This window comes from Pseudomonas sp. Pseusp21, assembly GCF_059492145.1.
In genome coordinates this window covers 4,781,501-4,805,618 of sequence record NZ_CP168520.1, presented here as the reverse complement: position 1 = coordinate 4,805,618, position 24,118 = coordinate 4,781,501, and the positions used below count along the sequence as shown (strand labels likewise).

Annotated in this window: 22 protein-coding genes and 1 pseudogene; 10 read left to right on the top strand and 13 right to left on the bottom strand. The window is 60.5% G+C overall.

Translation table 11 applies throughout. The annotated features are described in order from the left end of the window. The first annotated feature begins 6 nt into the window (after positions 1–6). Positions 7–831, top strand: a complete 825-nt coding sequence (locus ACEN93_RS21730) for an SDR family oxidoreductase (RefSeq protein WP_103385695.1) — start codon at positions 7–9, stop codon at positions 829–831. A 62-nt stretch (positions 832–893) separates the two neighbouring features. On the opposite strand, the gene ACEN93_RS21725 is transcribed toward ACEN93_RS21730, so the two are convergent. The 5 genes from ACEN93_RS21725 to ACEN93_RS21705 all read right to left on the bottom strand — a co-directional run bounded on the left by ACEN93_RS21725 (position 894) and on the right by ACEN93_RS21705 (position 6,643). Next, on the bottom strand, positions 894–1,631 hold the full coding sequence (locus tag ACEN93_RS21725) for a hypothetical protein (protein ID WP_039769433.1): 738 nt from the start codon (positions 1,629–1,631) through the stop codon (positions 894–896). 239 nt (positions 1,632–1,870) lie between these two features. After that, complete coding sequence (locus tag ACEN93_RS21720; protein WP_039769432.1) at positions 1,871–2,728, bottom strand: efflux RND transporter periplasmic adaptor subunit; 858 nt, start codon at positions 2,726–2,728, stop codon at positions 1,871–1,873. A 10-nt stretch (positions 2,729–2,738) separates the two neighbouring features. Beyond that, positions 2,739–2,939 (bottom strand): DUF1656 domain-containing protein, encoded by a 201-nt coding sequence (locus tag ACEN93_RS21715; RefSeq protein ID WP_003221811.1) that lies wholly within the window; start codon positions 2,937–2,939, stop codon positions 2,739–2,741. Continuing rightward, the gene (locus ACEN93_RS21710; protein WP_495610486.1) at positions 2,929–5,121 is read right to left on the bottom strand and encodes an FUSC family protein; all 2,193 of its coding nucleotides are present in this window, start codon (positions 5,119–5,121) and stop codon (positions 2,929–2,931) included. The genes ACEN93_RS21715 and ACEN93_RS21710 overlap by 11 nt, the downstream gene beginning before the upstream one ends. Positions 5,122–5,131: 10 nt before the next feature. Continuing rightward, complete coding sequence (locus tag ACEN93_RS21705; protein WP_495610485.1) at positions 5,132–6,643, bottom strand: efflux transporter outer membrane subunit; 1,512 nt, start codon at positions 6,641–6,643, stop codon at positions 5,132–5,134. 182 nt (positions 6,644–6,825) lie between these two features. Between ACEN93_RS21705 and ACEN93_RS21700 the strand changes: the two genes are divergently transcribed. Further along, positions 6,826–7,794, top strand: coding sequence for a LysR family transcriptional regulator (locus ACEN93_RS21700; protein ID WP_039769420.1), 969 nt, complete (start codon positions 6,826–6,828; stop codon positions 7,792–7,794). A 317-nt stretch (positions 7,795–8,111) separates the two neighbouring features. Further along, entirely contained in the window at positions 8,112–8,486 is a 375-nt protein-coding gene (locus ACEN93_RS21695; RefSeq protein ID WP_495610484.1) for a DUF6124 family protein, read from the top strand. 121 nt (positions 8,487–8,607) lie between these two features. Here ACEN93_RS21695 and ACEN93_RS21690 read toward each other — a convergent pair whose 3' ends face one another. Beyond that, positions 8,608–9,069 (bottom strand): hypothetical protein, encoded by a 462-nt coding sequence (locus ACEN93_RS21690; RefSeq protein WP_039769416.1) that lies wholly within the window; start codon positions 9,067–9,069, stop codon positions 8,608–8,610. 276 nt (positions 9,070–9,345) lie between these two features. On the opposite strand from ACEN93_RS21690, the pseudogene ACEN93_RS21685 reads away from it, so the two are divergent. The 3 genes and pseudogenes from ACEN93_RS21685 to ACEN93_RS21675 all read left to right on the top strand — a co-directional run. Next, positions 9,346–9,558: pseudogene (locus ACEN93_RS21685) on the top strand (LysR family transcriptional regulator); the annotation flags it as partial. A gap of 650 nt (positions 9,559–10,208) precedes the next feature. Then, the gene (locus ACEN93_RS21680) at positions 10,209–11,183 is read left to right on the top strand and encodes a 2-hydroxyacid dehydrogenase (protein ID WP_039769412.1); all 975 of its coding nucleotides are present in this window, start codon (positions 10,209–10,211) and stop codon (positions 11,181–11,183) included. A gap of 151 nt (positions 11,184–11,334) precedes the next feature. Continuing rightward, positions 11,335–11,844: a DUF2165 family protein gene (locus tag ACEN93_RS21675; protein WP_039769411.1), complete on the top strand. Its 510-nt coding sequence runs from the start codon at positions 11,335–11,337 to the stop codon at positions 11,842–11,844. A gap of 28 nt (positions 11,845–11,872) precedes the next feature. Here ACEN93_RS21675 and ACEN93_RS21670 read toward each other — a convergent pair whose 3' ends face one another. Further along, positions 11,873–12,775, bottom strand: a complete 903-nt coding sequence (locus ACEN93_RS21670; RefSeq protein ID WP_103385692.1) for a DMT family transporter — start codon at positions 12,773–12,775, stop codon at positions 11,873–11,875. Between the two features lie 139 nt (positions 12,776–12,914). On the opposite strand from ACEN93_RS21670, the gene ACEN93_RS21665 reads away from it, so the two are divergent. Next, on the top strand, positions 12,915–13,790 hold the full coding sequence (locus ACEN93_RS21665) for a helix-turn-helix domain-containing protein (RefSeq protein WP_039769408.1): 876 nt from the start codon (positions 12,915–12,917) through the stop codon (positions 13,788–13,790). Here the strand turns inward: ACEN93_RS21665 and ACEN93_RS21660 are convergent, their stop codons facing one another. The 6 genes from ACEN93_RS21660 to ACEN93_RS21635 form a co-directional block, all read right to left on the bottom strand. Further along, complete coding sequence (locus ACEN93_RS21660) at positions 13,791–16,220, bottom strand: TonB-dependent siderophore receptor (protein WP_495610483.1); 2,430 nt, start codon at positions 16,218–16,220, stop codon at positions 13,791–13,793. Positions 16,221–16,324: 104 nt separating this feature from the next. Continuing rightward, entirely contained in the window at positions 16,325–17,314 is a 990-nt protein-coding gene (locus tag ACEN93_RS21655; protein ID WP_495610482.1) for a FecR family protein, read from the bottom strand. After that, positions 17,311–17,877 (bottom strand): RNA polymerase sigma factor, encoded by a 567-nt coding sequence (locus tag ACEN93_RS21650; protein ID WP_074691725.1) that lies wholly within the window; start codon positions 17,875–17,877, stop codon positions 17,311–17,313. Before ACEN93_RS21650 ends, ACEN93_RS21655 begins: the two co-directional genes overlap by 4 nt. Before the next feature lies 1 nt (position 17,878). Next, on the bottom strand, positions 17,879–18,205 hold the full coding sequence (locus tag ACEN93_RS21645) for a DUF3325 domain-containing protein (protein ID WP_074691728.1): 327 nt from the start codon (positions 18,203–18,205) through the stop codon (positions 17,879–17,881). Then, a complete protein-coding gene (locus ACEN93_RS21640) occupies positions 18,206–19,795 on the bottom strand; it encodes a PepSY-associated TM helix domain-containing protein (protein ID WP_495610481.1) in 1,590 nt (529 codons plus the stop codon). After that, positions 19,792–20,097 carry a DUF3649 domain-containing protein gene (locus ACEN93_RS21635; protein WP_039769401.1) on the bottom strand — a complete coding sequence of 102 codons (306 nt, stop codon included), beginning with the start codon at positions 20,095–20,097 and terminating at the stop codon, positions 19,792–19,794. Before ACEN93_RS21635 ends, ACEN93_RS21640 begins: the two co-directional genes overlap by 4 nt. Positions 20,098–20,272: 175 nt before the next feature. On the opposite strand from ACEN93_RS21635, the gene ACEN93_RS21630 reads away from it, so the two are divergent. The 3 genes from ACEN93_RS21630 (at position 20,273) to fecA (ending at position 24,111) form a co-directional block, all read left to right on the top strand. After that, positions 20,273–20,761, top strand: a complete 489-nt coding sequence (locus ACEN93_RS21630; RefSeq protein WP_495611563.1) for a sigma-70 family RNA polymerase sigma factor — start codon at positions 20,273–20,275, stop codon at positions 20,759–20,761. Positions 20,762–20,769: 8 nt separating this feature from the next. Beyond that, positions 20,770–21,687 carry a DUF4880 domain-containing protein gene (locus ACEN93_RS21625; RefSeq protein ID WP_414860286.1) on the top strand — a complete coding sequence of 306 codons (918 nt, stop codon included), beginning with the start codon at positions 20,770–20,772 and terminating at the stop codon, positions 21,685–21,687. A 90-nt stretch (positions 21,688–21,777) separates the two neighbouring features. Further along, positions 21,778–24,111, top strand: coding sequence for a TonB-dependent Fe(3+) dicitrate receptor FecA (fecA, locus tag ACEN93_RS21620; protein ID WP_495610480.1), 2,334 nt, complete (start codon positions 21,778–21,780; stop codon positions 24,109–24,111). The last annotated feature ends 7 nt before the right edge of the window (positions 24,112–24,118 follow it).

Here is a 24,118-nt window from a genome sequence, read left to right as displayed (position 1 = left end):
TGCGCCATGCCCGTTGCGTTGATTACCGGTTGTTCGAGCGGCATCGGCCGCGCCCTCGCCGATGCCTTCAAAACCGCCGGCTACGAGGTCTGGGCCAGCGCGCGCAAGGCTGAAGATGTTGCGGCACTTGCCGCTGCCGGGTTCACGGCCGTGCAGCTTGACGTCAATGACAATGCAGCGCTGGAACAACTTGCCGAGCGAATCAACCAGCAACACGGCGGCCTCGACGTGCTGATCAACAACGCCGGTTACGGCGCCATGGGGCCGCTGCTCGATGGCGGTGTTCCGGCCATGCAGCGCCAGTTCGAAACCAACGTGTTTTCGATTGTCGGCGTGACCCGTGCGCTGTTCCCGGTGCTGCGCCGGGCCAAGGGCCTGGTGGTGAATGTTGGCAGTGTTTCCGGGGTTTTGGTCACGCCATTTGCCGGCGCCTATTGCGCGTCGAAAGCGGCGGTGCACGCGTTGAGCGATGCGTTGCGCATGGAGCTGGCGCCGTTCGGGATTCGCGTCATGGAAGTGCAGCCCGGAGCGATCCAGTCCAGTTTCGCCAGGAATGCCGGGCATGAGGCCGAACAACTGATCAACGAACAATCGCCGTGGTTTCCGTTGCGTGAAGGCATCCGGGCGCGGGCCAAGGCGTCCCAGGACAAACCGACCCCGGCCAGCGAATTTGCTGCCGAGCTGCTCAAGGCTGTGCAGCAGAACAAGCCGCCACGGCTGATCCGCATCGGCAATGGCAGCCGGGCGTTGCCGTTGCTGGCGACGTTGTTGCCGAAAGGCTTGCTGGAATCGACGTTGATGAAGCGCTTCGGGCTGCAAGGGAAACTCTGATCCACAGGTTTGAGTTCGCCAGCGGCGGGCTCAAACCATCACAACCTGGTTACCCCGTAGCGTCAGCGCGGGAACGCCATCAGATTGGGCAAGGATTCAAAGGCTGGAGATTGTCCCGATGCTGCTGGGTATAAGAGCTGGATCGAAATGGCGACTTCCTGGCCCGGGATCAGAAAATACTTGTCTCCTGGTGGTGTGGCCAGTTCGACAATGCCCTCTTTTGCATCATGAACGACGTCAAGCCACGGATTGGCGTAAATTTTCGTTCCCACCGGTAAGCCTGCACTTGAAAACTTCCATTGGGCAAACGATTGATTATTTGCTTGGACCATAACGTCGTAACTATAAACCCAGCCGCCGGTCACAATGTCCTGCCATTTTGCAGTAAATACCTGCCTGGCCGAAATGGCCTGTTCCCCATCCGGCTTAACGAGTACAGAAAAGTTCCCTGCCTCATACCGGGGCTGATAATAAACAATGCTTAACATTTCGCACACTTCTGAAGGGTCCATGTTCACAGGTGCTGTAAACGTCAGCGTGCGCCTTGGATTCCATCCTTCAAGTTGATCTTCGGTAATGGTCAAAGTGGCGGACTTTGACGCTTCGGAATAGCTCATCTGCGCACCGCTGGCGGGCATCGAAGCGTGCACAAACGCTGCGCCGTTGTAGGCCCGAAACTGCATACGCGAGCCAACGGGGGGTGGCGTACCATCGGTCAACATTGTAAAGCCCAATGTCACCGTTTCCCCGCTGACTATATGACTGACAAAGTCATCCATCCTGATATCAATCAGTTCCATAACTTAAAACTTCCTATTAAAAAGCCAATAGCTGCCAATGCCTGATTGCAATCGGCAATATTAAAATCAATGAGATAGCGCCTTTATCCAGACGACGAAAAAACACTAACACAGGAATAAAGTCAGGAACCGAAAAACAACAGGCACTTACAATTCAAAAAAACTTCAAACACCCCACTAACAACCACAACTAAAAGCACAAGTCGCGAAAGCACTTATCTCTCGCGACATGCTTGCTTTTAGTTCAAACCCTCAATAACTACCGTGCAGGTAATCCCCGCCGCCAGCAGCACACCCTCCGGCACTTCATCGATGTGAATCCGCACCGGCACCCGTTGCGCCAGACGCACCCAGTTGAAGGTCGGGTTCACATCGGCGATCAGCTCGCGGCTTTCCGGGTTGTCGCGGTCGTAGATGCCACGGGAAATACTTTCCACGTGGCCCTTGAGGACTTCGCCGCTCATCAGCTGCATGTCGGCTTTATCGCCGACGCGCACGTGGGGCAGTTTGGTTTCTTCGAAGAAGCCGTAGACCCAGAACGAGTTCATGTCGACCACAGCCATTTTCGCTTCGCCGATGCGGGCGTAATCGCCGCGATGGACGTTAAGGTTGGTCACGTAGCCGTCCACCGCCGCCCGCACTTCGGTGCGTTTGAGGTTGAGTTCGGCCGCTTCCAGTTGCGCCTGAGCCTGTTGGTAATCGGCCAGCGCCGAGTCGGCGATGTTGCTGGCGTCGTCGCGGTTTTCCTTGGAGATCACCAGGTTGTCGAGGTCGGCGCGGCGATGGGCGTTGACCTTGCGCATCTCCCACGTGGCCTTGCGCGAAGCGACCAGCGACTGCGCCTGTTTCACCGCGAGGCGGTAGTGCTCGGGGTCGATCTGCATCAGCAGATCACCTTTCTTCACCAACTGGTTGTCGCGCACCGGCACGTCGACCACTTCACCGGTGACGTCGGCGGCGACGTTGATGATGTCGGCGCGCACCCGGCCGTCGCGGGTCCACGGGGTGTTCATGTAGTGCTCCCACAACGTGCGGCCGATCCACAACGCCAGGGCCAGCACCAGCAGGGTCGCGAGCAGGCTGAAAAACTTTTTCATCAGAGCGTTCTCAACGGTAGACAGTCAGCGCCATCGCGCCGAACAGACAGGTAAACAGGCTCAGGCGCAACAGCGCCGGGTGCCAGAAGAAGCGATACAGATCGAACCCCGACAGAAACCGGTCCAGCGCCCAGGCCAGTGCCGCAGCGACGAAAAACATCAGGGTCATGGTCGGCATGTACACGCCGTGGAAGGCGATTTCACGAGGCATGGGCAAGTCCTTCGGGCTTGGCGATGGCGTAGGCAGCAAGGGGCGATTGCGGGTCGAGCAATGAGGTGCGGATGAAGTGCAGGTAGCTTTTCACCCGCCGCAGTGCCGAGGTATCGAAGTGCGGTGCGAACGGCTCGTCGGTGGCGGCGACACGGCTGATCGCGTGATCGACCGCGACCAGCGCGCGTTCCAGATTGCTCGAATTCGGTTGCAGGAACAGCCGCACCAGCGAGCGCCCCATGACCCGGATTGCCTGGCGCCATGGCTGGGATTCGGCATACGCCGGATGCACCGGCAGGATCGCCTGTTCCTTGCGCAACTCGATGATCGCGTGGCCGACTTCCAGCACCACGAACATCCAGCGCAGCAGGTTTTTCTGCACCTGCGGCTGACCGGCCGCCAGCCCATAAGCCTGATGCATCAGGTCGCGGGTACGGCTTTCGAAACTCGACGCCAGGCCCTTGAGTTTGCCGCTGATCGCGTACACCACTTGCCCGCGCAGGTCCTGCTCCAGGCGCTGCCACAACCAGCGGCTGTTCGGCGGCAGAATGATCGCGCCCGCCGCTGCGCAGACCAGCATGCCCATGACCATGGCGATGTAGTCGTTGATGAAGGTGTAGGGGTTGTAGATCGTCAGGTTGTCCGGCACCGAACCGGTGCTGAAAAAAATCAGCAGACCGAGGCCGACACCGGCATATTGCGGCCGCGATGCGAGGAACGAGCCGAGCACGATCACCGGCGCGAGCATCACGCACAGCAGCGGGAAGCCATCGATCCACGGGAAGATGAAAAACATCTCGACGAAGCCGATCAACGCCCCGAGGAACGTGCCGCAAGCCATCTGGAACGCCATGCGTTTCGGGTTCGGCGTGGCGGCCGACAGGCCCACGGTAGCGGCAGCGATCAGGGTCATGGTCGCGCCGCTCGGCCACGCAGTGGCGACCCAGTAACTGCCAAGCACGATCAGAATGAATGACGCACGAATCCCCGAAGCCGCTGCAGCCCACCAACTGGTTTGCGGGGTGAACGGCTCATCCCAGCGCTCGCGTTCGTGGCTGTGATCGGCCAGAGACGCGTGGGTCTGTGCATAACTGTGCAAGTCATCGACGAAGCGATAGAGCAGCTCGTATGCGGTGTGGAAATCCAGCTGCTCGGCGTCGCTCGGTTCACTCTCCTGGAAGATCGCCCGCAGACTGCGCACCCGCGCCGGCAAGCCTTCCTTGTACGCCGCCAGCGCCAGCACCAGACGCGCCGCATCCGGGCTGGTCAGGGCGCGGCCACTGAAGCCGTCGAGCACTTCGGCCAAGTCCTGCAGGCCCGGTTTGATCGCCGCTTCCACATGATCGGCATCGTTGTTGCGCAGGCGTTCGAGCAACTGGTGCAAGGCGTTGAAACGGGTGGTGATGCCCATGAACTCGCTGTTCAGGCGACTGAGCCGGCCGTTGCGTCGACGCATGTGCGGGTCTTCGAACACGGTCACGCTGCGCAGCCCTTCCAGCCCTACCGCTTCGGCGATGAAGCGTACGTTGCTGGCCTCGAACGACTCCGGTTTGCTGCGCCCGCGCAGGCCATCGGTGACGAACAACGCGAACACACCGAAGCGCTGATACAAGGCGTTGCGCATCGCGGCGCTGGCGGTTTGCGGCAGGAACGCGGCACTGACCAGGGTCGAACAGAGAATACCCAGCGAGATTTCCAGCACCCGCCACACCGCCGCCATGAACGCACCGTCAGGATGAGCCAGCGCCGGCAGACCGACCATCGCGGCGGTGTATCCGGCCAGCACAAAACCGTAGGCGCGAAAGTTGCGGCAACGGGCGGCGCCGGCCGAGCAGATGCCGACCCAGATCGCCAGTGAACCGAGGAACAGTTCAGTGTTCTGGGCGAACAGTGAAATCAGCGTGACCATCATCGCCGACCCGGCCAGGGTGCCGAGAAAACGGTAGAAACTCTTGGCGAACACCTGACCGCTCTGCGGCTGCATGACGATGAACACGGTGATCATCGCCGTGCGCGGCTGCGGCAGTTCCAGACGCATCGCCAGCCACAGGGTCAGGAATGCGGCGATCAACACCTTGAAGATGTAGACCCAGGTCACGCCGTCGCTGCGCGCCCAGTCGAATAAGCCCCGGCGCCATTCCAGGGAGTAGAGCCAGCGTAAAGGTGCGGGCAAGGGAGTCATTAAGGCTTGCTCAGTGGTCGAGGGCTTGAAGAAGGGCCGGGGTTTTCGGGGCGGCGGTCTGTGCGGCAGTCGGCACGTCTTTACCCGCACCAAGTCCACCACCCAATGCCGTCACCAGTTCCGCATGGGCACTCAACCGCGCTGCCTGCACCTGCTTCTGCACCTGCTGCTGTTTGAACAGCAAGGTCTGCGCATTGAGCACGTTGAGGTAATCGGTGAGCCCGCGCTTGTAGGCGATCATCGCGATGTCGTAGGTCTTCTGCGCCGTGGCCACGGATTCGGCGGCGAATGTCTGCTGCTTGTCCATCGACTCGCGGCGGATCAACTGATCCGAGATGTTCTTCAGCGCATTGACCAGGGTCTGGTTGTAATGCGCGACGGCGATGTCATAACCCGCCGACGCTTCGCCGAGCTCCGCACGCAGTCGCCCGCCGTCAAAGATCGGCAGCGAGATCGCCGGCCCGACGTTGTAGTTGAGTTTCTTGCCGGTCAGGAACTCCAGCGCCCCGCCGCCGGTGGCCATGTAGCCGAGGCTGCCGACCAGATCGACGTTAGGGTAAAACCCGGCATGCGCCACATCGATCCCGCGCGCCTGCGCCGCCACTTGCCAGCGACTGGCGACCACGTCCGGACGCTGGCCGAGCAGTTCGGCGGGCAGTGCCGACGGCAGTTTGAGCGCTGTGCCAAGGGACAGGGTCGGCCGCTGCAATTGCGTCCCGGCGCCCGGCCCTTTGCCGGCCAGTGCAGCGATCTGGTTGCGGCTCAGGGCGATTTCTTCGTCCAGCGCATCCAGTTGCCGATGGGTTTCCGGCAGCGGGGTTTCGGCCTGGCTGACTTCGAAGTGGGTGCCGATCCCGCCGTCCAGGCGTTTCTGTGCCAGTTCGAGAATCTGCTGTTGCTGCTTGAGCGTCGCCGCCACGATATCGCGCTGGGCGTAATGCAGCGACAGCTCGATATAGGCGCGCACGATGTTGTTCTGCAATTCGAGCTGCGCCTGACGCGCCTCGGCCGCGCTCATGTGCGCCAGATCCACCGCCCGCTCGGTGCTGTTGCTTTCACGGCCCCAGAGGTCGAGGGCGTAACTGAAACCCAGCGCGGCGTTGTTGTCCCAGGTGGTGCTGTTGTCCAGCTCACCGGGGCCGTAGAACGGGTCGGTCGGCCAGTTGTGGCGCTTGAGGGTCGACTCGCCATTGATCTGTAACGACTCGGCGGCTTCGGCGACACCGGCCACGGACCGGGCCTGACGCACGCGCGCGGCGGCCATCGCCATAGTCGGGCTGCCTTGCACGGCAAGGTCGATCCAATGGTTGAGTTGCGGGTCACCGTAGGCTTGCCACCATTGGGCGGTGGGCCAGTTTGCGTCACGGGCGGCGTGGGCGATGGCCTCGTCGGTGGCCAGTTCATTAGCCTCCAGAGCCTTGCCCTGCGGGGCAATTCCTCCGGTTCCAATGCAGCCGCCGAGACCTAACGAAAGAGCCAGAACACTGAGCGGCAAAAGCGCTCTGTTGATGCGACGCGGCACTGCTGCGAATTCCTGAGGTGGGAGATGTTTCGAGGTGGGCGCAATTCTAGGGGGGCGCCATTACGGCGATAAGCTGGGAATCCTGTGAATCTTTGTTACCGTTAACGAGATAATCCCTTGGTCGGGGGTCTCAGACCCTGAAACTTCGTGTCACAATTTGCCATCTCCCTTGAGAGCACCCCATGGACACTTTGCAAAACATGCGCGCCTTCAGTTGTGTGGCCGAAGCCGGCAGCTTCACCGCCGCCGCCGTGCAGCTCGACACCACCACCGCCAACGTATCGCGCGCGGTCTCCAACCTTGAGGCCCACCTGCAAACCCGCCTGCTCAATCGCACGACCCGCCGCATCGCGCTCACGGAAGCCGGCAAGCGCTATCTGCTGCGTTGCGAGCAGATCCTCGCCTACGTCGAAGAGGCCGAAGCCGAAGCCAGCGAGGCCCACGCCCGCCCGGCCGGACAATTGAAAGTGCACACCATGACCGGCATCGGCCAGCACTTCGTGATCGACGCCATCGCCCGCTACCGCAAGACCCACCCGGACGTGACCTTCGACCTGACCATGGCCAACCGCGTGCCGGACCTGCTCGACGAAGGCTACGACGTGTCCATCGTCCTGGCCCGCGAACTGCCGGACTCGGGTTTCGTTTCGCAACGCCTGGGCATCACCTACAGCATCGTCTGCGCCTCGCCGGCCTACGTGAAAGCCAACGGCTGCGCACAAAAACCCAGCGACCTGCTGAACCACGCCTGCCTGCGCCTGGTGAGCCCGGTGATCCCCCTGGAAAAATGGGCCTTCGATGGTCCTGACGGTCAGGAAGTGGTCACTATCAACAGCTCCCCTTTCCTGGTGAACTCCGCTGACGCGATGAAAAGCGCGATCACCAGTGGGATGGGTGTCGGCGTATTGCCGGTGTACGCGGCGATTGAAGGCTTGCGCAACGGCTCACTGGTGCGGGTAATGCCGAACTACCGCTCGCAGGAACTGAACCTGTATGCGATCTACCCGTCACGGCAGTACCTGGATGCGAAGATCAAGACCTGGGTTGAATACCTGCGTGGTTCGCTGCCGGAGATATTGGCGGGGCATCAGGCGGAACTGGCGGCTTATGAGATGAGTGGGAGTTTGGGTGGAGCCAGGCTCGCGAACTGAGTTTACCGTCCTACAGACGGGGTGATTTGGGGGGACGTTTCCGACAAGTCGCGTCGGTTGTCCCTCGGAAACGAGGTAGATAGGCTTTTGGGGGTCGCTGACGCATCAGCGGCCGGGTCTGGAAAACCCGAAGTTCAGGATCACAGCCCATGACATAATGCGGCGTTTTTTCGCGACGTTATGGTAGCTGTACGTGGGAGACCTTCGGGTCTGCCGGGTTTGATCCTTTCCGGTTTTTCCAGTCCGCGTACAGCTGCCACCTCTTTCGCCTGGAAAACGAAAAATGGCAGCTCCTCCAAGACTTAAGGATCTATGCCATGAAAAAACTTACTCCGAATCCCCCCGAAACCAACGACACCTCGCCCTACGAATCCGCCGATTCAAACAAACTCCACGACGCCGCCGAACGCGCGCTCGACCACTACCTGAACCCTCTCCCGAAAAAATGCCCCGGCCGCAAACCGAGCGAAATGTTCCAGATTTCACCGGACATGGACGACGAAAGCCTGCTGGCCCACGCCTGCGAATCCCTGGCCTCGGCCAGCGTCATGGCCAGTGACGTGGCAGCCTATATCGACTCACCACAGCGACACCGGATTCTGGGCATCCAACAAGTCATCATGCTCGCCGAACTCGCCGTGAACCGCGTGCTGGATAACGTCGAAGTACAACGTCATCCCACACACAGCTAAACCGCTCTGACCAAACCGACCTGCCAGCGATAACTGCATTCGCTGGCAGCCAGGATGGGACCCAGAGCGTCCCGGGCTGCATTCCCACGCAGAGCGTGGGGACGATCAAAATAGAGCCGTGTTACTTCTTCACATGCTCAAGACCTGAAACATCTCTGAATGCACCAATCGCTTTCAACCTTGGCTCAGTAGGACTGTTTTGAACTTCCAAGTTAAATCCAACTGCCAGTGCACCTTTATCATAGTCGAAAGTCACAGCTACAGTTCCACTACCGTAAACAGCCGGAAATGGCGTGATTTTTGTCCCCCCTTCGACCTTTTCGAGCAAAGCATAACTAATAGACAGCCCTGAATCTGCCTCATAATCATGCTTACCATTAGTGATATCAGCTTTAAACCTGAACGTCAGAGACCCTGATCGCTTGGCATCAAATTGCTGACGTGCACTAACGTAAACTTCCTCACCATCTGTTATAAAGGTGTCAACCACGCCGTTGAATGGTGCAAGACTATCAATGAGAACATTGCCCGTACCGCTCACATTTTTTTGTTGGTTTGAAAACAGAAAAAATTCATTCTTCATGAGAAGTCCTTTTATCAAGGTTGACTGCCGCCGAAAATGCGAAATAAAAGACTGCCAGTATTATTATTCTACTGCGCCTGTCAGAACTGACAGCCTTAAATAACTATTCGCAATTAAATTCTTTATCGACGATTCTTTTTGTTAGAAGCGAAGTCATCAAAAGTTCAGCGCAGTTTAGAAAAGCAACACCAGGAGAGACTCCAGATGAACAGGGAGCGCCCCCCGAAAAACCGTGTATTCACCCAAAAACCCAAGAGGCTGTTCGGCGCACAAGCCAGCGGCTCACTGGTGCGGGTAATGCCGAACTACCGCTCGCAGGAACTGAGCCTGTATGCGATTTACCCGTCACGGCAGTACCTGGATGCGAAGATCAAGACCTGGGTTGAATACCTGCGTGGTTCGCTGCCGGAGATATTGGCGGGGCATCAGGCGGAACTGGCGGCTTATGAGATGAGTGGGAGTCTGGCGGGGGTGCGGGTGGCGAATTGAGTTTGGCGTGAAGCGATTGCTGAATAACGTCGAAGTACAACGTCATCCAACCCACAGCCAAGCCGCTCTGACTGAACGGACTTGCCAGCGAATGCCATCGTCACTGGCAGCTCGAATTGGGACGCGGAGCGTCCCGGGCTGCATTCCCACGCAGAGCGTGGGAACGATCAACACCGAGGTGAACTCAGGTTCTAAAACGCACATAACTCCGCTTTGGCTTTCCACCACTCAACACAATGAGCGTTAGCTCGAGTACCGCTTTTGACTTGCCGGCCCCTTCGGCAGGCTGAGTGGAGGGATTCATCTGGGGGTGGGCGCGAAGCGCCGTTCGACGAAGTCGAACACACCGAGAGGAGGTGCAGCGAAGCAAACCGGAGGCGGTGCCCCCGGATGAGTCCCGGAGCGAAGGAACACCGAGCCTAGGCGAGGTGCCGAACGCCGGGGCCCAGCGTTTTTGGTTACTTTTTTGGCGTTTGAAAAAAGTGACTCGCCGTAAGGGCGAAACCCTAAGAAGCCGTTACCGCAGCAACGGATATTCACGCCCCCCCCCCAAGAACCTGGTCGGCCCAAAGGCCGCCAAGACAACCCCAAACAGAAAATGTTAGCTTGCTTGGCAATCACACCAGCCGCCAAGCCCGAGCCAAATGCCAATGAAAAAAACAGTCCTGGCCTTCAGCCGCATCACCCCGCCCATGATCGAACGCCTGCAACAGGAGTTCGACGTCATCGTCCCCAACCCGAAAAACGGCGACATCAACGCCCAGTTCAACGAAGCCCTGCCCCACGCCCACGGCCTGATCGGCGTCGGTCGCAAACTCGGCAAGGCCCAACTGGAAACCGCCGCCAGACTCGAAGTGGTCTCCAGCGTCTCCGTCGGCTACGACAACTACGACCTCGCCTATTTCAACGAACGCGGGATCATGCTTACCAACACCCCGGACGTGCTCACCGAAAGCACCGCCGACCTGGCCTTCGCCCTGATCATGAGCAGCGCCCGCCGCGTCGCCGAACTCGACGCCTGGACCAAGGCCGGCCAATGGCAGGCCAGCGTCGGCGCACCGCTGTTCGGTTGCGACGTGCACGGCAAGACCCTGGGCATCGTCGGCATGGGCAACATCGGCGCCGCCGTCGCCCGTCGCGGCCACTTCGGCTTCAACATGCCGATCCTCTACAGCGGCAACAGCCGCAAGACCGAACTCGAACAGCAACTCGGCGCACAGTTCCGCAGTCTTGACCAACTGCTGGCCGAGGCCGACTTCGTTTGCCTGGTGGTGCCGCTAAGCGACAAGACCCGCCACCTGATCAGCCATCGCGAACTGGCGCTGATGAAGCCGGATGCGATTCTGGTGAACATCTCCCGCGGCCCGGTGGTCAACGAGCCGGCATTGATCGAGGCATTGCAGAACAACCGGATTCGCGGTGCCGGTCTGGACGTCTACGAGAAGGAACCGCTGGCCGAGTCACCGCTGTTCCAGATGAAAAACGCCGTGACCTTGCCGCACATCGGTTCGGCCACCCACGAAACCCGCGAAGCCATGGCCAATCGTGCCCTGGCCAACCTGCGTAGCGCCCTGCTCGGCGAGCGTCCGCAGGATCTGGTGAACCCGCAGGTCTGGCGCGGATAAATAAATCGGGCAAGTATTGCAAAGTACTTGCCCGCACAACTTACAGCCAATACACACTTTGAAAATCAACACACCAACAAAATAAACTATCGCGCTATAAAATTTCCGGACTTATCAAATATAACGATAAACACTCCAGAGAATAGCCACCTTGAGAATTTCCAATACCGATCAATTAATCCGTTACAGCAAAGTCTGCCTGATGGCCTACATCAGTTTTTTTGGACTATTGGTGATGTACGGAAACCTGACCGACTATTCGGCAAACTATGTGTACGTCGGACACATCCTGAGTATGGATACCACTCAAATCAACGAGAACATACGTTACAGGGCGATTGAATCGCCCATGATGCACCATCGGATCTATTGGTTCATCATCACGACGGAAGCGATCTACACCGCCTATTGCCTGCTCGGCACTTATTATCTCTATCGCAAAGTCAATGAATCTGCGGCTGTATTTCACGAGGCAAAAAGGTTCTCGATCATTGGCTTGCTGATCGCAATCTTCACCTATTACGTTTGCCTGCAAACCATCGGTGTTGAATGGTTCGACATGGACACTTCACAAGTATGGAATGCGAAAGACTGGGCACGACATATTGTCGACTTCATATTGCCTGTACTGATTTTCATAACATTGAAAAACGAGCGCTGAATAGACAGCGCTCAAAGCCAAATCGATCTCAGGCCAACTTTCCATGCGTGGAAACAACTGCAACTGCGGGTTTACGAAACACCAGCACATTCCCCAGCATCACCAATACCAGCCCCGCCAATGCGGGTGCCGTCCATTGATAGCCTTCGGCAAAGGCCGAAACGTTCAAAGCCACCACCGGGAACAGCACCGTGCAATAGGCGGCGCGCTCCGGCCCCATGCGACCGACCAGCGTCAGGTACGCCGTGAAACCGATCACCGAACCCGGTATCACCAGGTACAGCAGCGCGCCGATGTAGCGCGACGTCCATTCCATCTCGAACGGAATGCCTTTGACCAGACACCACACCGAGAGCATCGCCGCGCCGTAGGCCATGCCCCAGGCATTGGTCGTCAGCGGCTTGAGGCCGGCCTTCTGTTGCAGGCTCGAGAGCATGTTGCCCGCCGAGAAACACAGCGTGCCGCAGAGCGCCAGGCCAAGACCGAGCAAGGTTTGCGGACTGGCGTGATGCCCGGCCAGCTCCGGCCAGAACAACAGGCCCAGGCCCGACAGCCCCAGCGCCCCGCCCATCAGCACATTGCGCGCGATGCGTTGGCCGAAGAACACCCGCGCATTCAGCGCGTTCCACAACGTTGCGGTAGAAAACACCACCGCCACCAGACCGCTGGGGATCCATTGGCTGGCAGTCAGGAAACACATGAAGTTGACGCAGAACAGGCACAACCCCTGCGCCACACAGATCAGATGCCCGCGCCGATTCATCGGTTGCAGGCGACGGCTGAGCAGCAACAGCGCGAACAACACCAGCGCCGCGAGACCGAAGCGATAGACGATCGACACCGGAATCGCCACCACGCCCAGTTGCCATTTAAGGGCAATCCAGGTGGTGCCCCAGATCAGCACAGTTAACAAATACAACGACAGGTTCATGGCAGACACTCCTCGATTGGGTTTCAGTGTCCGCCTGCGCCTTCACCCCTCGCTTGCATAAACTTGCGCTTTTGTCGGCGTGCAGGCTGGCAGCGCAACCTCTACGGAGTAGGATGCAAGGCGTTGAAGAGAACCGACCATGGCCGCCATCGATACCCTGCAAGTCTTTCAAGCCTTGAACAGCTCGCCCAACGCATGCCTTGTGCGCAGCGCCGAGCTGGGGGACGGCCTGTCCGCAGCCTTGTGGACCAACCACCACGACGCCCGCGACTATGACGCGCCGAGCCATCACACGCTCTCCTGCTACATCGCTGGCGGCACCGGCACGTTCCGCCGTGGCGCCCCCGGAAACAAAGGCAGTCCGGACAAGTTGTGCATCCTGCCAGCCGACCACGAGTCGGGGTGGGTGATCAATGGCGACATTCGCCTGGCCCACCTGTATTTCAGCGCCGAACAATTTGCCTTGGGTTGCGTCACGCTGCTGGATCGCGAGCCCCGGGAAATGCAGCTGCGCGAACAGACTTTTCTGGAAGATCCGCAACAGGCCCGACGGTTTCGCCAGTTACTCACTCTCAACTGGAACGAGCCTGGCGAGCGTCTGCTGACCAGCAGCCTGGCCCACGAACTGATCAGCCAAACCTTGTTGAGCCAGGTCGGCGTACGCCACGGCTTGCGTCTCAAGGGCGGGCTGGCGTCGCATCAACGTCGGCAACTGGTGGAGTTCATCGACAGCCAACTGGCCGAGCCGATCAGCCTCGGGCAACTGGCGGGGTTGTGTGCGTTGTCGGAATACCACTTCGCGCGGATGTTCCGGGTGAGCTTCGGACTGCCGCCACATCAGTATGTGCTGGCGCGGCGTTTGAGTCGGGCGCGGGAGTTGTTGCGGGGCACGGCGTTGCCGCTGGGGGAGATTGCCCTGGCGTGCGGATTTGCCAGTGCCAGCCACTTCACCAACCGCTTTCGCCAGGTGCTGGGTGGAACGCCCGGCGAGTATCGCCAGGCGTTTTTGCGCTGATCAGAACTCCAGCGTGCTCGACAACGAAATCTGCCGCGAATCGCCCATCGACACGAAGAAACGGCTCGCCGCCGAGGTGTAGTAGGTACGATCGAACAGGTTCTTCACGTTGAGCTGGAACTTGACCTTCTGCCCCTCGACCCGAGTGTCGTACGTGGCGAACGCATCGGCCACGGTGTAGCTCGGCAGATCGAAATCGTTGACCGCGTTACCCGCTCGTTCGCCGACATACCGCGCACCGGCGCCGACCCGAAGTTGATCACCACCGATCACACTGCCGAAGTCGTAGACCGCCGACAGCGAGCCGGTATTCTTCGCCACGTTTTGCAGCCTGTTGCCTTTGTAGTCCGGATCTTCCGTGACCTCGGCGTCGGTGTAGGCGTAGCTGCCGATCATGCTCCAGCGGTCGCTGAGCTGGCCGGTCAGGTCCACTTCCAGGCCCCGGGAACGCACTTCGCCGGCGGCGCTGTAAATCGTCGTCGGGCCTTCGGAATTGGCCACCAGCACGTTGCGTTTCTTGATATCGAACAGGGCGATGTTGCCGGTAACGCGTCCCGGCATCTCCAGACGTGCGCCCAGCTCCCAGGACTTGGCTTCTTCCGGCGCGATGCTGCCGTCGAGCACGGTGCTGCTGCCGCTGAGCGGGGCGATGGTCGAGTTCGGTTTGAACGACTCGGTGTAGCTGCCGTAGAACGACAACGCGTCGGTGTAGCGATACACCAGACCTGCGCGCGGCACCCACTTCTGACCGTTGCTGTCGGTGTTGGCCTTGAACGGCACGCCTTTGCCGGCGTACTGGTCGTATTCCTGGAAACGCCCGCCGGCCACCAGAATCCACTGGTCGTTGAGGTGGATCGAGTCCTGCAGGAACACCGAATCGCTGCGCAGTTCGTCGGTCTGCGCACTGTCCGCCGGGCTGACGGTGGTGCCTTCGACTTCGCGGCCGTAGACCGGGTTGACGTAGCTGAAGGTGCTCAGGCTTTTCTGGCGGATCAGGTCGGCACGGTAGATCTTGCGGTACTCGTCGTCGACGCCGAACACCAGGTCATGCTGCATGCCCAGCACGTTGACCTTGCCTTCAAGGCTGGCGGTGGTGAAACGGTCGGTGCTGATCGCGCCTTGCGTGCCATCCATGCTGCGGGTCAGGGTGCCTTTTTTGGTGTCGATCGCGGTTACGCGGACTTGGCTGGCGTCGTAGGTTTCGCGGTTCCAGCTGTAGCCGAAATGGGCTTTCCAGTCGTCGTTGAGTTCGTGGTCGGCCTCGAAGTGATAGAGGTCCGAGCGGCCTTCCATGTCGTTGAATTTCTCGTCGAGACGCTCGTTGCGCGAGATGTCCAGCGGATGGTTGGTGCGCGGATCGATCAGGGTTCCACGATCGAACGGGGTCAGGAATTCGCGGTGCTCATAAGCGAACAGCAACTTGGTGCGCTCGCCATACCAGGCCAGCGACGGCGCGATCAGGGTTTCACGGTGGGTGCCGAAATTGCGCCAGTAATCCTCGTCTTCGTGGTCCAGCACCATGCGATACGCGAGGCCGGAATCCCCCAGCGCACCGGTGCTGTCGAACGAGCCGCCGCTGCCATTCTTGCCGTCGCCGTAGGTCGAGCCACGCAGGGTCAGCGCGTTGTACTGGGTCAGTTCAGGCTTCTTGCTGACCATGTTGACCACGCCGCCCGGGTCCTGAATCCCGTAGAGCAGCGAGGCCGGGCCCTTGAGCACTTCGACGCGATCCACGGTGGCGTTCATGCCACGGCCCTGCACCAGCGGCATGCCGTCGCGCATGATCGAGCCGTTGCGGTTGTCGCCGAAACCGCGGGTCATCACCGAATCCTGGGTGCTGCCCAAGGTGTTGCCCTGGGTGATGCCGCTGACGTTGGCCAGTGCATCATCGAGATTGCGCGGTGCCTGATCACGAATGACCTGGGCCGCAATCACGTTGACCGTCTGGGGGATTTCCTGAAGCGAAGCGGAAGAGCGCATCACCGAACTGGTTTCCGGTGGCTGGTAACTCATCGGTTGATCGATGACCGAGGTGATGTTCGTCGCGCCGAGGTTCAACGCGCCTGCGGTCGGTTGCGGTTCGAGCGCCAGGGTATGGCTGTCGGTGCGGCGGAAGGTCAGGCCGGAGCCGGTGAGCAGACGTTGCAGCGCCTGTTCGGCACTCATCTGGCCGTTGATCGCTGGAGCGGTGAGGCCATACGGGGCTTCATCGGTGTAGACCACGCTCTGCCCGGTGACGCGGCTGAAATCGCTCAGTGCCTGAGGCAACGGCTTGGCGGCCAGGGAAAAACTGAACTGCATTTGTGGCTGACTGCTGACGGATTCAGCGGCCAGCGACACGCTCATCGGCAACAGGGCCAATGCCGAAAAACTCAAGGCCGAAACGCCTACCCACTGTTTGACCGAACCCGATTTTGCCCTGGACTTCATTGCTCATGACCTGTGTAGAACCGCAACGGATGCGAATGACTCGCACTTTCTGTCACTACACGAATGGCGTCCGGGTTTACCTCACCACAAAGTTGAAAATATTTTCAGCGCAGGATGATCAGCTTGCCCAACACCTGATGCTGCTCGAATCCCAACACCCCTTGCAGCGAGTTCAGCACCGCTTGCGGATCCTTGCTCGGAAAGCTGCCGCTGACCTTGCGCGCACCCAGTTCGTCGTTGAGCAACACGATCCGTCCGGGGTAATAACGCCGCAGATCCTGCACCACATCGGCCAGTGTCGACTTGTAGTAAGTCAGCCAACCCTGGCGCCAGGCCAGTTGAGCTTCGCTGTCCACCGCGTGGAGTTTTTCTGCAGTGCCGGCGCCGTACGCCACTTGCTGGCCGGCGGTGAGAATCTGCTGCTCGGCATCACGCGCCGCCGTCACGCCGACGCGCCCTGAAAGCACAGTGACTTGTGCGCCATGAGGTTGCAGGCGCACTTCGAACTGCGTGCCCAACACTCGCGCCTGGCCTTTCTCGGCCTCGACCACAAAGGGATCACCCGTGTGAGTCACGCTGAAGAATCCGGCCCCTCGGCGCAATTGCACATGCCGCTCGCCGTGACTGAAATCCACGGCGATGGCGCTGTCGGTGTCCAGTGTCACCTGAGATTGATCGGCGAGTGTCACGGTGCGGATCTCGCCCGGAGCCGACACGTAATCGGCGCCCAGATCATCGATCCAGCGCTGCGGCTGCCAACCGCTGCCGAGGCTGATCATCAGCAGCAGACAGGCCGCCATCGCCAGCGCGCCGGCCCAACGCCGGACCTGCGGACGACGCGGCCGGTCCATCGCATTGAGCAACCCCTGCAACGCCAGCGCGTCTTCATCGGCCAGAGTGCGCGCCGGCCCTTCGCTCAATTCCCACACCACTTGCGCCTGGGCATAGGCCTCGGCGTGGGCCGGATCGGCATGCAGCCATTGACTGAAGGTCAGTTGATCACCGGTGCTCGGGCGGTCATGCAGCAGGCTCAGCCAGGCGAAAGCGGCCTGTTCCTGAGCGGGCGTCGGGATGACGCGGTCGGTGTTGTTCACGGTGCTTTCCCTGGCAGGCGTGGCGCGGGTTCGCGCAGGCTGGCCTTGCAGGCCTCGAGGGCGCGCATCATATGTTTTTCCACGGCGCTTTGGGACAGGCCCATGGCTTTGGCGATCTCGGCGTACTTGCGCCCGTGGATGCGATTGAGCAAAAAGATCTGCCGCGTGCGCTCGGGCAACGCGCGCAACGCCGCTTCGACATGGCGCAAATCGTTGCCCGCTTCGAGCGCCGCTTGCGGTTCGCTGGCGCTGCTGTCCGGCTCGTCCGGTTGCCAGCCTTCGTTGACCCGCACCCGCGCGCCTTCGCTGCGCAAATGATCGATGGCGATATTGCCGGCGCAGCGCAACAGATAAGTGCTGAGTTCTTCGACCTGCACCAGCGGTCGACGCCAGAAACGCAGGAACAGATCCTGCACCAGATCCGCTGCCGTCGCCCGGCAACCGACGCGCCGGCTCACCAGCGCTTCCATCTGCGAACGCTGGGACAGGAACACCTGAAGAAAATGCGCACGGGCGCCGTGGGGTTCGTCGTCGCGGTGCTCGGGAGGATGGCCGATCAGCATGTCAGTTCAAGGCCCATGCAGCGACCGGGCTGGCGAGCAGGCTCAGTCCGGCCATGGTCAAGGCCAGGCGTGGGCGATAGGGCAACAACAGCACCAACGTCAGCGCACTGAGCATCAACACCGCGCACCAGTCGACCAGACCAAAACTCCAGCCCTTCATGGCAACCGCCGCCCACAGCGACAGCCCCAGCAACAGCCAGCCTGCGAGTTTCAAACCTTGCCGACGGCGAGTCGAAGGTTTGTGGCCCAGCAGTTCTTCATGATGCCGAGGCATCGCCAGGCACAGCGCCGTGAATGCGCAATAACAGAGCAACAGCGCCAGCAGCATTCAGTTCGCCCCCTGCTCAACGGTGAGCGACCGGGCGTTTTGGCGGGCTGGCTTTTGCACGCTGACGGTGTGTCCGGCGCGCTGCATTTTCCGGGCGGCCCAGGCGAGAAAGAGGCCGCCGCCCAGACACGTCAGGTCGAAACCGGCCAAAACCCAGTCGCCTTCAGGCACTGTCACGCCGAGGTGATACGGGGAGGTCAAACCGTTAAGAAGCGGAACCGCGATAAACAGTGCAGCCCCCAGCGACAGCTGTTCGACCCAGGCCTTGCGCCCCGGCCGCAACATCGCGTGCACCACGCTCAAGCCCCAGGCGATGAAAAACGCGTTCACTTCCCAATCGGCACGCCCGGCCAGACTCACCGGCAGCACACGATTGGCCCAGAAGAACACGGCGACCGCCGCCACCAGCCCGGCCATGCTGGCAATGTTCAGCACTTGCACCAGCCGCAACTCGAAGGGCATCACACCGGTCCTGGCGTGTTTGAGCTGACGCTTGCCGAGCCAGATCACCAGCCCGGTGCCAATCATCGCCGTGCCCGCCAGACCGCAGATGAAATACAGCCAACGCAACACCGGCCCGGCAAAGTGGCCCATGTGCAAACCGTAGAAACTGCCGGCAACCGCCATCGCCATTGGCTGATCGGGCGTTGTGCCAATGACTTCTCCGCTGACCCCGCTGAAGGTCACGGCGCTGCCGGAAACATTTACCACACGGTCGGAGCCCGCGCGGGATATCACCACCGAGGCATTGGCATCGCCCGGATTGTTCACGCTGATACGCCCGACATGTCCACCCGACCATTGCTCGCTGGCCGCCAGCAACAGGGGCGCCAGCGGTGCCAGTGTCGCCGGTTGATTGGCCCGTTCGGGAATGCTGGATTCGGGAAAAACCTCGTCGTAAAACGCTCGAACGTTGTTGCCGTACGAAGCCAGAATGCTCGCCGGCATCACCATCGACATGAAGATCACTAGACTGCTGTAGGTGATCATCAGATGAAACGGCAACACCAGCACACCCACCGCGTTGTGCCCGTCGAGCCACGAACGCTGGCCCTTGCGCGGGCGGAAGGTGAAGAAGTCCTTGAAGATTTTCTTGTGGGTGATGATCCCGGTGATCAGCGCGACAAACATCACCATCGCGGCGATGGTCGAGAGCCAGCGGCCCCACGGATAAGGCATTTGCAGCTGGAAGTGGAATCGGTAGAAAAACTCGCCGCCCATGCTTTCCCGAGGCTGCACTTCGGCACCGGTTTGCGCGTCGAGGGTCTTGCGGGTGAATGCGCCGCGCTCGCCGGGTTTGGCTGATGTCTGCTGCCAGCCCACGCTCAGCCCGGGATCGCGGGCGTCGGGCAGGCCAATGATCCAGCGCGAAGCGTCGGGGGCGTTTTGTTGCAGATACTGCTGGGCCAGCGTCAGGCTTTTTTCGGCATTCAATGGATGGGCCGTGATCTCCGGCTGCATCCAGTGACTGATTTCGTCTTTGAAATAAGCAAGTGTCCCTGTCAGAAAAATCGCAAACAACAGCCAACCGAAAATCAGCCCGGTCCAGGTGTGCAGCCAGGCCATCGCCTGCCGGAAGCCCTCTTTCATGCCAGACCCAAACCGCGCGCTGCCCCGGAAACGGTCGCCAGAATCACACTCGGCACCAGCAGACCGACCCACGCCGACCACGCCGTGCGACAAGCGAAACACCAGAGCACCGCCACCAGATAGACCAGGAACGAAACGGTCATGCCGGTCACCACCGCCTCGGCGCGGTTCAGCGGCAGCCACAACGTCAGCGTGACACTGGCCAATGCCGCGACCAGATAGCCGCCGAACACCGCCGCGAGCACCCGCGAAGTGACGGCCAGACGATAGGACAGGGGAAGTGTGGCGAGTTTGGCTTTCATGTTTCGACCCTGAAACGGTTAACGCCCGGCCAACACGCCGGACGACAGGCGAGCAATATTAATGATAAATATTCTCATACGCAAAAGAGTCTGATTGCCGGGCATCACCGACAGCCCTACAATGCGAACCATTCTTGTTCTCTAACGCATCCCGCATGCGCCCGGAGTAATGCCGTTGTCGTCCGCCCATCCTGTCGAATTGCTGTATCAGGCCCATCACAGCTGGCTCACCGGCTGGCTGCGGCGCAAACTCGGCTGCCCGGACAGCGCCGCCGATCTCGCTCAGGACACCTTCATCCGGGTGCTGACCGCCCGCGAGCCGCCAGTGATTATCGAACCGCGCGCATTCCTCACCACCCTGGCCAAGCGCGTGCTGTTCAACCATTACCGCCGCCAGGACCTGGAGCGCGCCTACCTCGACACCCTCGCGCAGATGCCGGAGATGGTCGCGCCTTCGGAAGAAGAGAAAGCCATCATCCTGCAAACCCTGATGGAGCTGGATCAGTTGCTTGATGGCCTGCCGCGCGTCGTCAAACGGGCATTTCTGCTGGCGCAGGTCGATGGCCTGACCTATCCGCAGATCGCCGCCGAACTGGGCATTTCCGTGGCCACGGTCAAACGTCATCTGAACAAGGCAGCGATGCGCTGCTACTTCGCCCTGTGAACCCGTCGATGGATTTTTCCGCGCAGGTCGCCGAACAGGCGGTGCACTGGTTGCTGGAAATGCAGCAGGGCCAATTGAGCCCGCGTCAGCAACAAGCCTGGCAACAATGGATCGATGCCCACAGCGAACACCGCCGCGCGTGGGAGCACATTCAACGGGTCAATTCGCGGCTGCGCGGATTGTCATCGCCACTGGCCCACGCCGCACTGAATGCGCCGAAGTCCGGCAGCCGTCGTCAGGCGCTGAAGTTGTTGCTGATTCTCGGCGCCGGTTCGGCGGTCACCTGGGGCATGCGCGAGCACAATCCGTTGCCATCGCTGCTGGCCGATTACCGCAGCCCGATTGGTCAGCGGCGCAAGATCTCGCTCGGCGCCGACGGCCAGTTGCAACTCAACACCGCCAGCGCGGCGGATGTCCGGGGCGATGGTTTGATCCGTCTGCTCGAAGGCGAGATGCTGCTGACCGCCACGCAATCCTTCGAAGTGCAAACCGCCCAAGGCCTGCTGAAAACCCAGGGCGCGCGAATAAACGTACGGCAGTTTGCCGACCGCACGCAGGTTGCACTGTTTGAAGGTCGGGTTGAACTGAACGCGCCAAGTCGCGCGCCGATGCTACTGCCGGTCGCCCGACAACTGAGTTTCAGCACCACCGGCGTCAGCGTGGCAAAACCGCTGGACGCCAACAGCGGCGCCTGGGCCGACGGCATGCTGGTGGCCGCGCACATGCGCCTGGGCGACTTCCTCGACGAACTCGGCCGCTACCGTCGCGGGCAGCTCAATTGCGATGCGAAAGTCGCTGACTTGCTGATCTCCGGGACTTACCCACTGGACGACAGCGAGCGGATTCTCGACCTGCTGGAAATAAGCCTGCCCGTGAAAGTGAAGCGTTTTACTCGCTATTGGGTGACGGTCGAAGCCAAGGTTTGATCAAGCGTAAAAATAAATGAGCCGTTTTTCAGATCTGGCGTGACAGAGAAGGAAAGCCCCCTTGATTCAACCTTCTCAGGACCGTCCTCCATGCACCCCACTCGCCTCACGCCGCTGGCCCGAACCCTGCGCAACCTCGTCCTCGGCGCCAGCCTGAGCTTCAGCGCCCTGCCCCTTGCGCAAGCCGCCGATACCAAGGCTTATCACATCGCCCCGTCGTCGCTGGAAAACGCCCTCAACCAGTTCGGCCGTGAAGCCGGTGTGCTGATCTCGTTCGGCTCGCAAGTCACCAGCGGTGTGCAAAGCCGTGGTCTGGAAGGCAACTACACAGCGGAACAAGGTCTGAACGCGCTGCTCGAAGGCACCGGCCTGCAAGCCCGCGCCGAGGGTGGCAATGCCTTCAGCCTGCAACCTTCGAACGACAGCGCACTGGAGCTGGACACTTCGAAAGTGGTCGGCGACTGGCTGGGTGAGGCCGCGCAGGTCAACGTCTTCGAACATCCCGGTGCCCGTGACGTGATCCGCCGCGAAGAGTTCGAACGCCAGGGCGCGACCCAGGCCCGCGATGTGCTCAACCGCATTCCCGGCGTCAACGCCCCGGAAAACAACGGCACCGGCAGCCACGACATGGCGCTGAACTTCGGCATTCGCGGTCTCAACCCGCGCCTGGCCGCACGTTCGACCGTGTTGATGGACGGCATTCCGGTGCCCTTCGCCCCTTATGGCCAGCCGCAGTTGTCGTTCGCGCCGATCAGCATGGGCAACATGGATGCGGTGGACGTGGTGCGGGGCGGCGGCGCCGTGCGTTACGGCCCGCAGAACGTCGGCGGCGTGGTCAACTTCGTGACCCGGGCGATTCCGGACGAGCCGACCGTCAAGGGCGGTTTCCAGACTGAAACCAGTCCATCGTCCAGCCATGACGGCTTCAAGACCAGCGCCAACCTGCTGGCCGGCGGCACCAATGCCAACGGTCTGGGCGGCGCGTTGCTGTACTCCGGCACTCGCGGAGGCGACTGGCGTGAGCACAGCGATACAGAAATCGACGACCTGATCCTCAAGGGCAAATACCAACTCGACGAGGCCAACAGTTTCAACGCCATGGCCCAGTATTACGAAGGCAAGGCCGACATGCCCGGCGGCCTGAATGTCGCCGATTACGATGCCGATCCGTATCAGTCGACCCGGCCAAAAGACCAGTTCTGGGGCCGTCGCACGATGTTCAATGTCGGCTATCGCTATCAGGAAGACCGCCGCGAATTCACCGCCAATACCTTCTTCACCAAGACCCTGCGCAGCGGTTACCTGGATCAGGGCACGTTCCTGTCGCTGTCGCCGCGCGAGTATTGGGTGCGCGGTCTGGAAACCCGCTTCGCCCAAGGCTTCGACCTCGGCGCCACCAGCCATGAAGTCGGCGTCGGCTATCGCTACATCAACGAAGCCGGCCACGAACTGCGCTATCGCACGCCGATCAGCAGCAACGAATACCCGACCACCAACAGCCGCAATGACCGCGACACTCGCGGCGGCACCGAAGCCAATGCGTTCTTCGTCGATGACCGGATCGACATCGGCAAGTGGACGATCACTCCGGGCGTGCGCTACGAAATGATCGAGTCGCAGCAGACCAACAACCTGACCAACGTCAAATACAAGGGCGACTACAACACCGCGCTGCCGGCGTTGAACGTGCTGTATCACCTGACCGACAGCTGGAATCTGTACGCCAACACCGAAGGCTCCTTCGGCAGCGTGCAATACAGTCAGATGCCCAACCGCGTCAGCAGCGGCGAAGTGAAACCGGAGAAGGCCCGCACCTGGGAAGTCGGCACCCGTTACGACAACGGCGCGCTGCGAGCGGAGATCGGCGCGTTCCTGATCAACTTCGACAACCAGTACGAAAGCAACCAGACCAACGACTCGGTGATCGCCCGTGGCGAAACCCGGCATCAGGGCATCGAGACCAGCGTCAATTACGCTCTCGACGACTTGAGCCCCGCGCTGGCCGGCTTCGATGTCTACGCCACTTACGCCTATGTCGACGCAACCATCCGCGAAGACGGGCCGAACAAGGGCAATCGTGTGCCGTTCTCGTCCAGGCACAAAGGCACGATCGGCGTCGGTTACACCGAAGGGCCGTGGAAACTGAACCTGGACAGCAGCTTCCAGAGCGACCAGTTCGCCGACAACGCCAACACCTCGAAAGAAAGCGCCGACGGCAGCACCGGCAAGATCCCCGGTTACATGCTATTCAGCAGCCGCGCCGGTTATGACTTCGGCCCGCAACTGTCGGACCTGAACGTCGCGGTGGGGGTGAAGAACATCTTCAACACCCAGTACTTCACCCGCTCGTTCGATGACAACAACAAAGGAAAGTATGTCGGTGAGCCACGCACGGTATACGTGCAGACTTCCGTTGCGTTCTGACCCCTGC

Coding starts and splice junctions, on each gene's coding strand:
- ACEN93_RS21730 (WP_103385695.1), top strand. CDS start 7: ATGCCCGTTGCGTTGATTACCGGTTGTTCGAGCGGCATCGGCCGCGCC.
- ACEN93_RS21725 (WP_039769433.1), bottom strand. CDS start 1,631: ATGGAACTGATTGATATCAGGATGGATGACTTTGTCAGTCATATAGTC.
- ACEN93_RS21720 (WP_039769432.1), bottom strand. CDS start 2,728: ATGAAAAAGTTTTTCAGCCTGCTCGCGACCCTGCTGGTGCTGGCCCTG.
- ACEN93_RS21715 (WP_003221811.1), bottom strand. CDS start 2,939: ATGCCTCGTGAAATCGCCTTCCACGGCGTGTACATGCCGACCATGACC.
- ACEN93_RS21710 (WP_495610486.1), bottom strand. CDS start 5,121: ATGACTCCCTTGCCCGCACCTTTACGCTGGCTCTACTCCCTGGAATGG.
- ACEN93_RS21700 (WP_039769420.1), top strand. CDS start 6,826: ATGGACACTTTGCAAAACATGCGCGCCTTCAGTTGTGTGGCCGAAGCC.
- ACEN93_RS21695 (WP_495610484.1), top strand. CDS start 8,112: ATGAAAAAACTTACTCCGAATCCCCCCGAAACCAACGACACCTCGCCC.
- ACEN93_RS21690 (WP_039769416.1), bottom strand. CDS start 9,069: ATGAAGAATGAATTTTTTCTGTTTTCAAACCAACAAAAAAATGTGAGC.
- ACEN93_RS21680 (WP_039769412.1), top strand. CDS start 10,209: ATGAAAAAAACAGTCCTGGCCTTCAGCCGCATCACCCCGCCCATGATC.
- ACEN93_RS21670 (WP_103385692.1), bottom strand. CDS start 12,775: ATGAACCTGTCGTTGTATTTGTTAACTGTGCTGATCTGGGGCACCACC.
- ACEN93_RS21665 (WP_039769408.1), top strand. CDS start 12,915: ATGGCCGCCATCGATACCCTGCAAGTCTTTCAAGCCTTGAACAGCTCG.
- ACEN93_RS21660 (WP_495610483.1), bottom strand. CDS start 16,220: ATGAAGTCCAGGGCAAAATCGGGTTCGGTCAAACAGTGGGTAGGCGTT.
- ACEN93_RS21650 (WP_074691725.1), bottom strand. CDS start 17,877: ATGCTGATCGGCCATCCTCCCGAGCACCGCGACGACGAACCCCACGGC.
- ACEN93_RS21645 (WP_074691728.1), bottom strand. CDS start 18,205: ATGCTGCTGGCGCTGTTGCTCTGTTATTGCGCATTCACGGCGCTGTGC.
- ACEN93_RS21640 (WP_495610481.1), bottom strand. CDS start 19,795: ATGAAAGAGGGCTTCCGGCAGGCGATGGCCTGGCTGCACACCTGGACC.
- ACEN93_RS21635 (WP_039769401.1), bottom strand. CDS start 20,097: ATGAAAGCCAAACTCGCCACACTTCCCCTGTCCTATCGTCTGGCCGTC.
- ACEN93_RS21625 (WP_414860286.1), top strand. CDS start 20,770: ATGGATTTTTCCGCGCAGGTCGCCGAACAGGCGGTGCACTGGTTGCTG.
- fecA (WP_495610480.1), top strand. CDS start 21,778: ATGCACCCCACTCGCCTCACGCCGCTGGCCCGAACCCTGCGCAACCTC.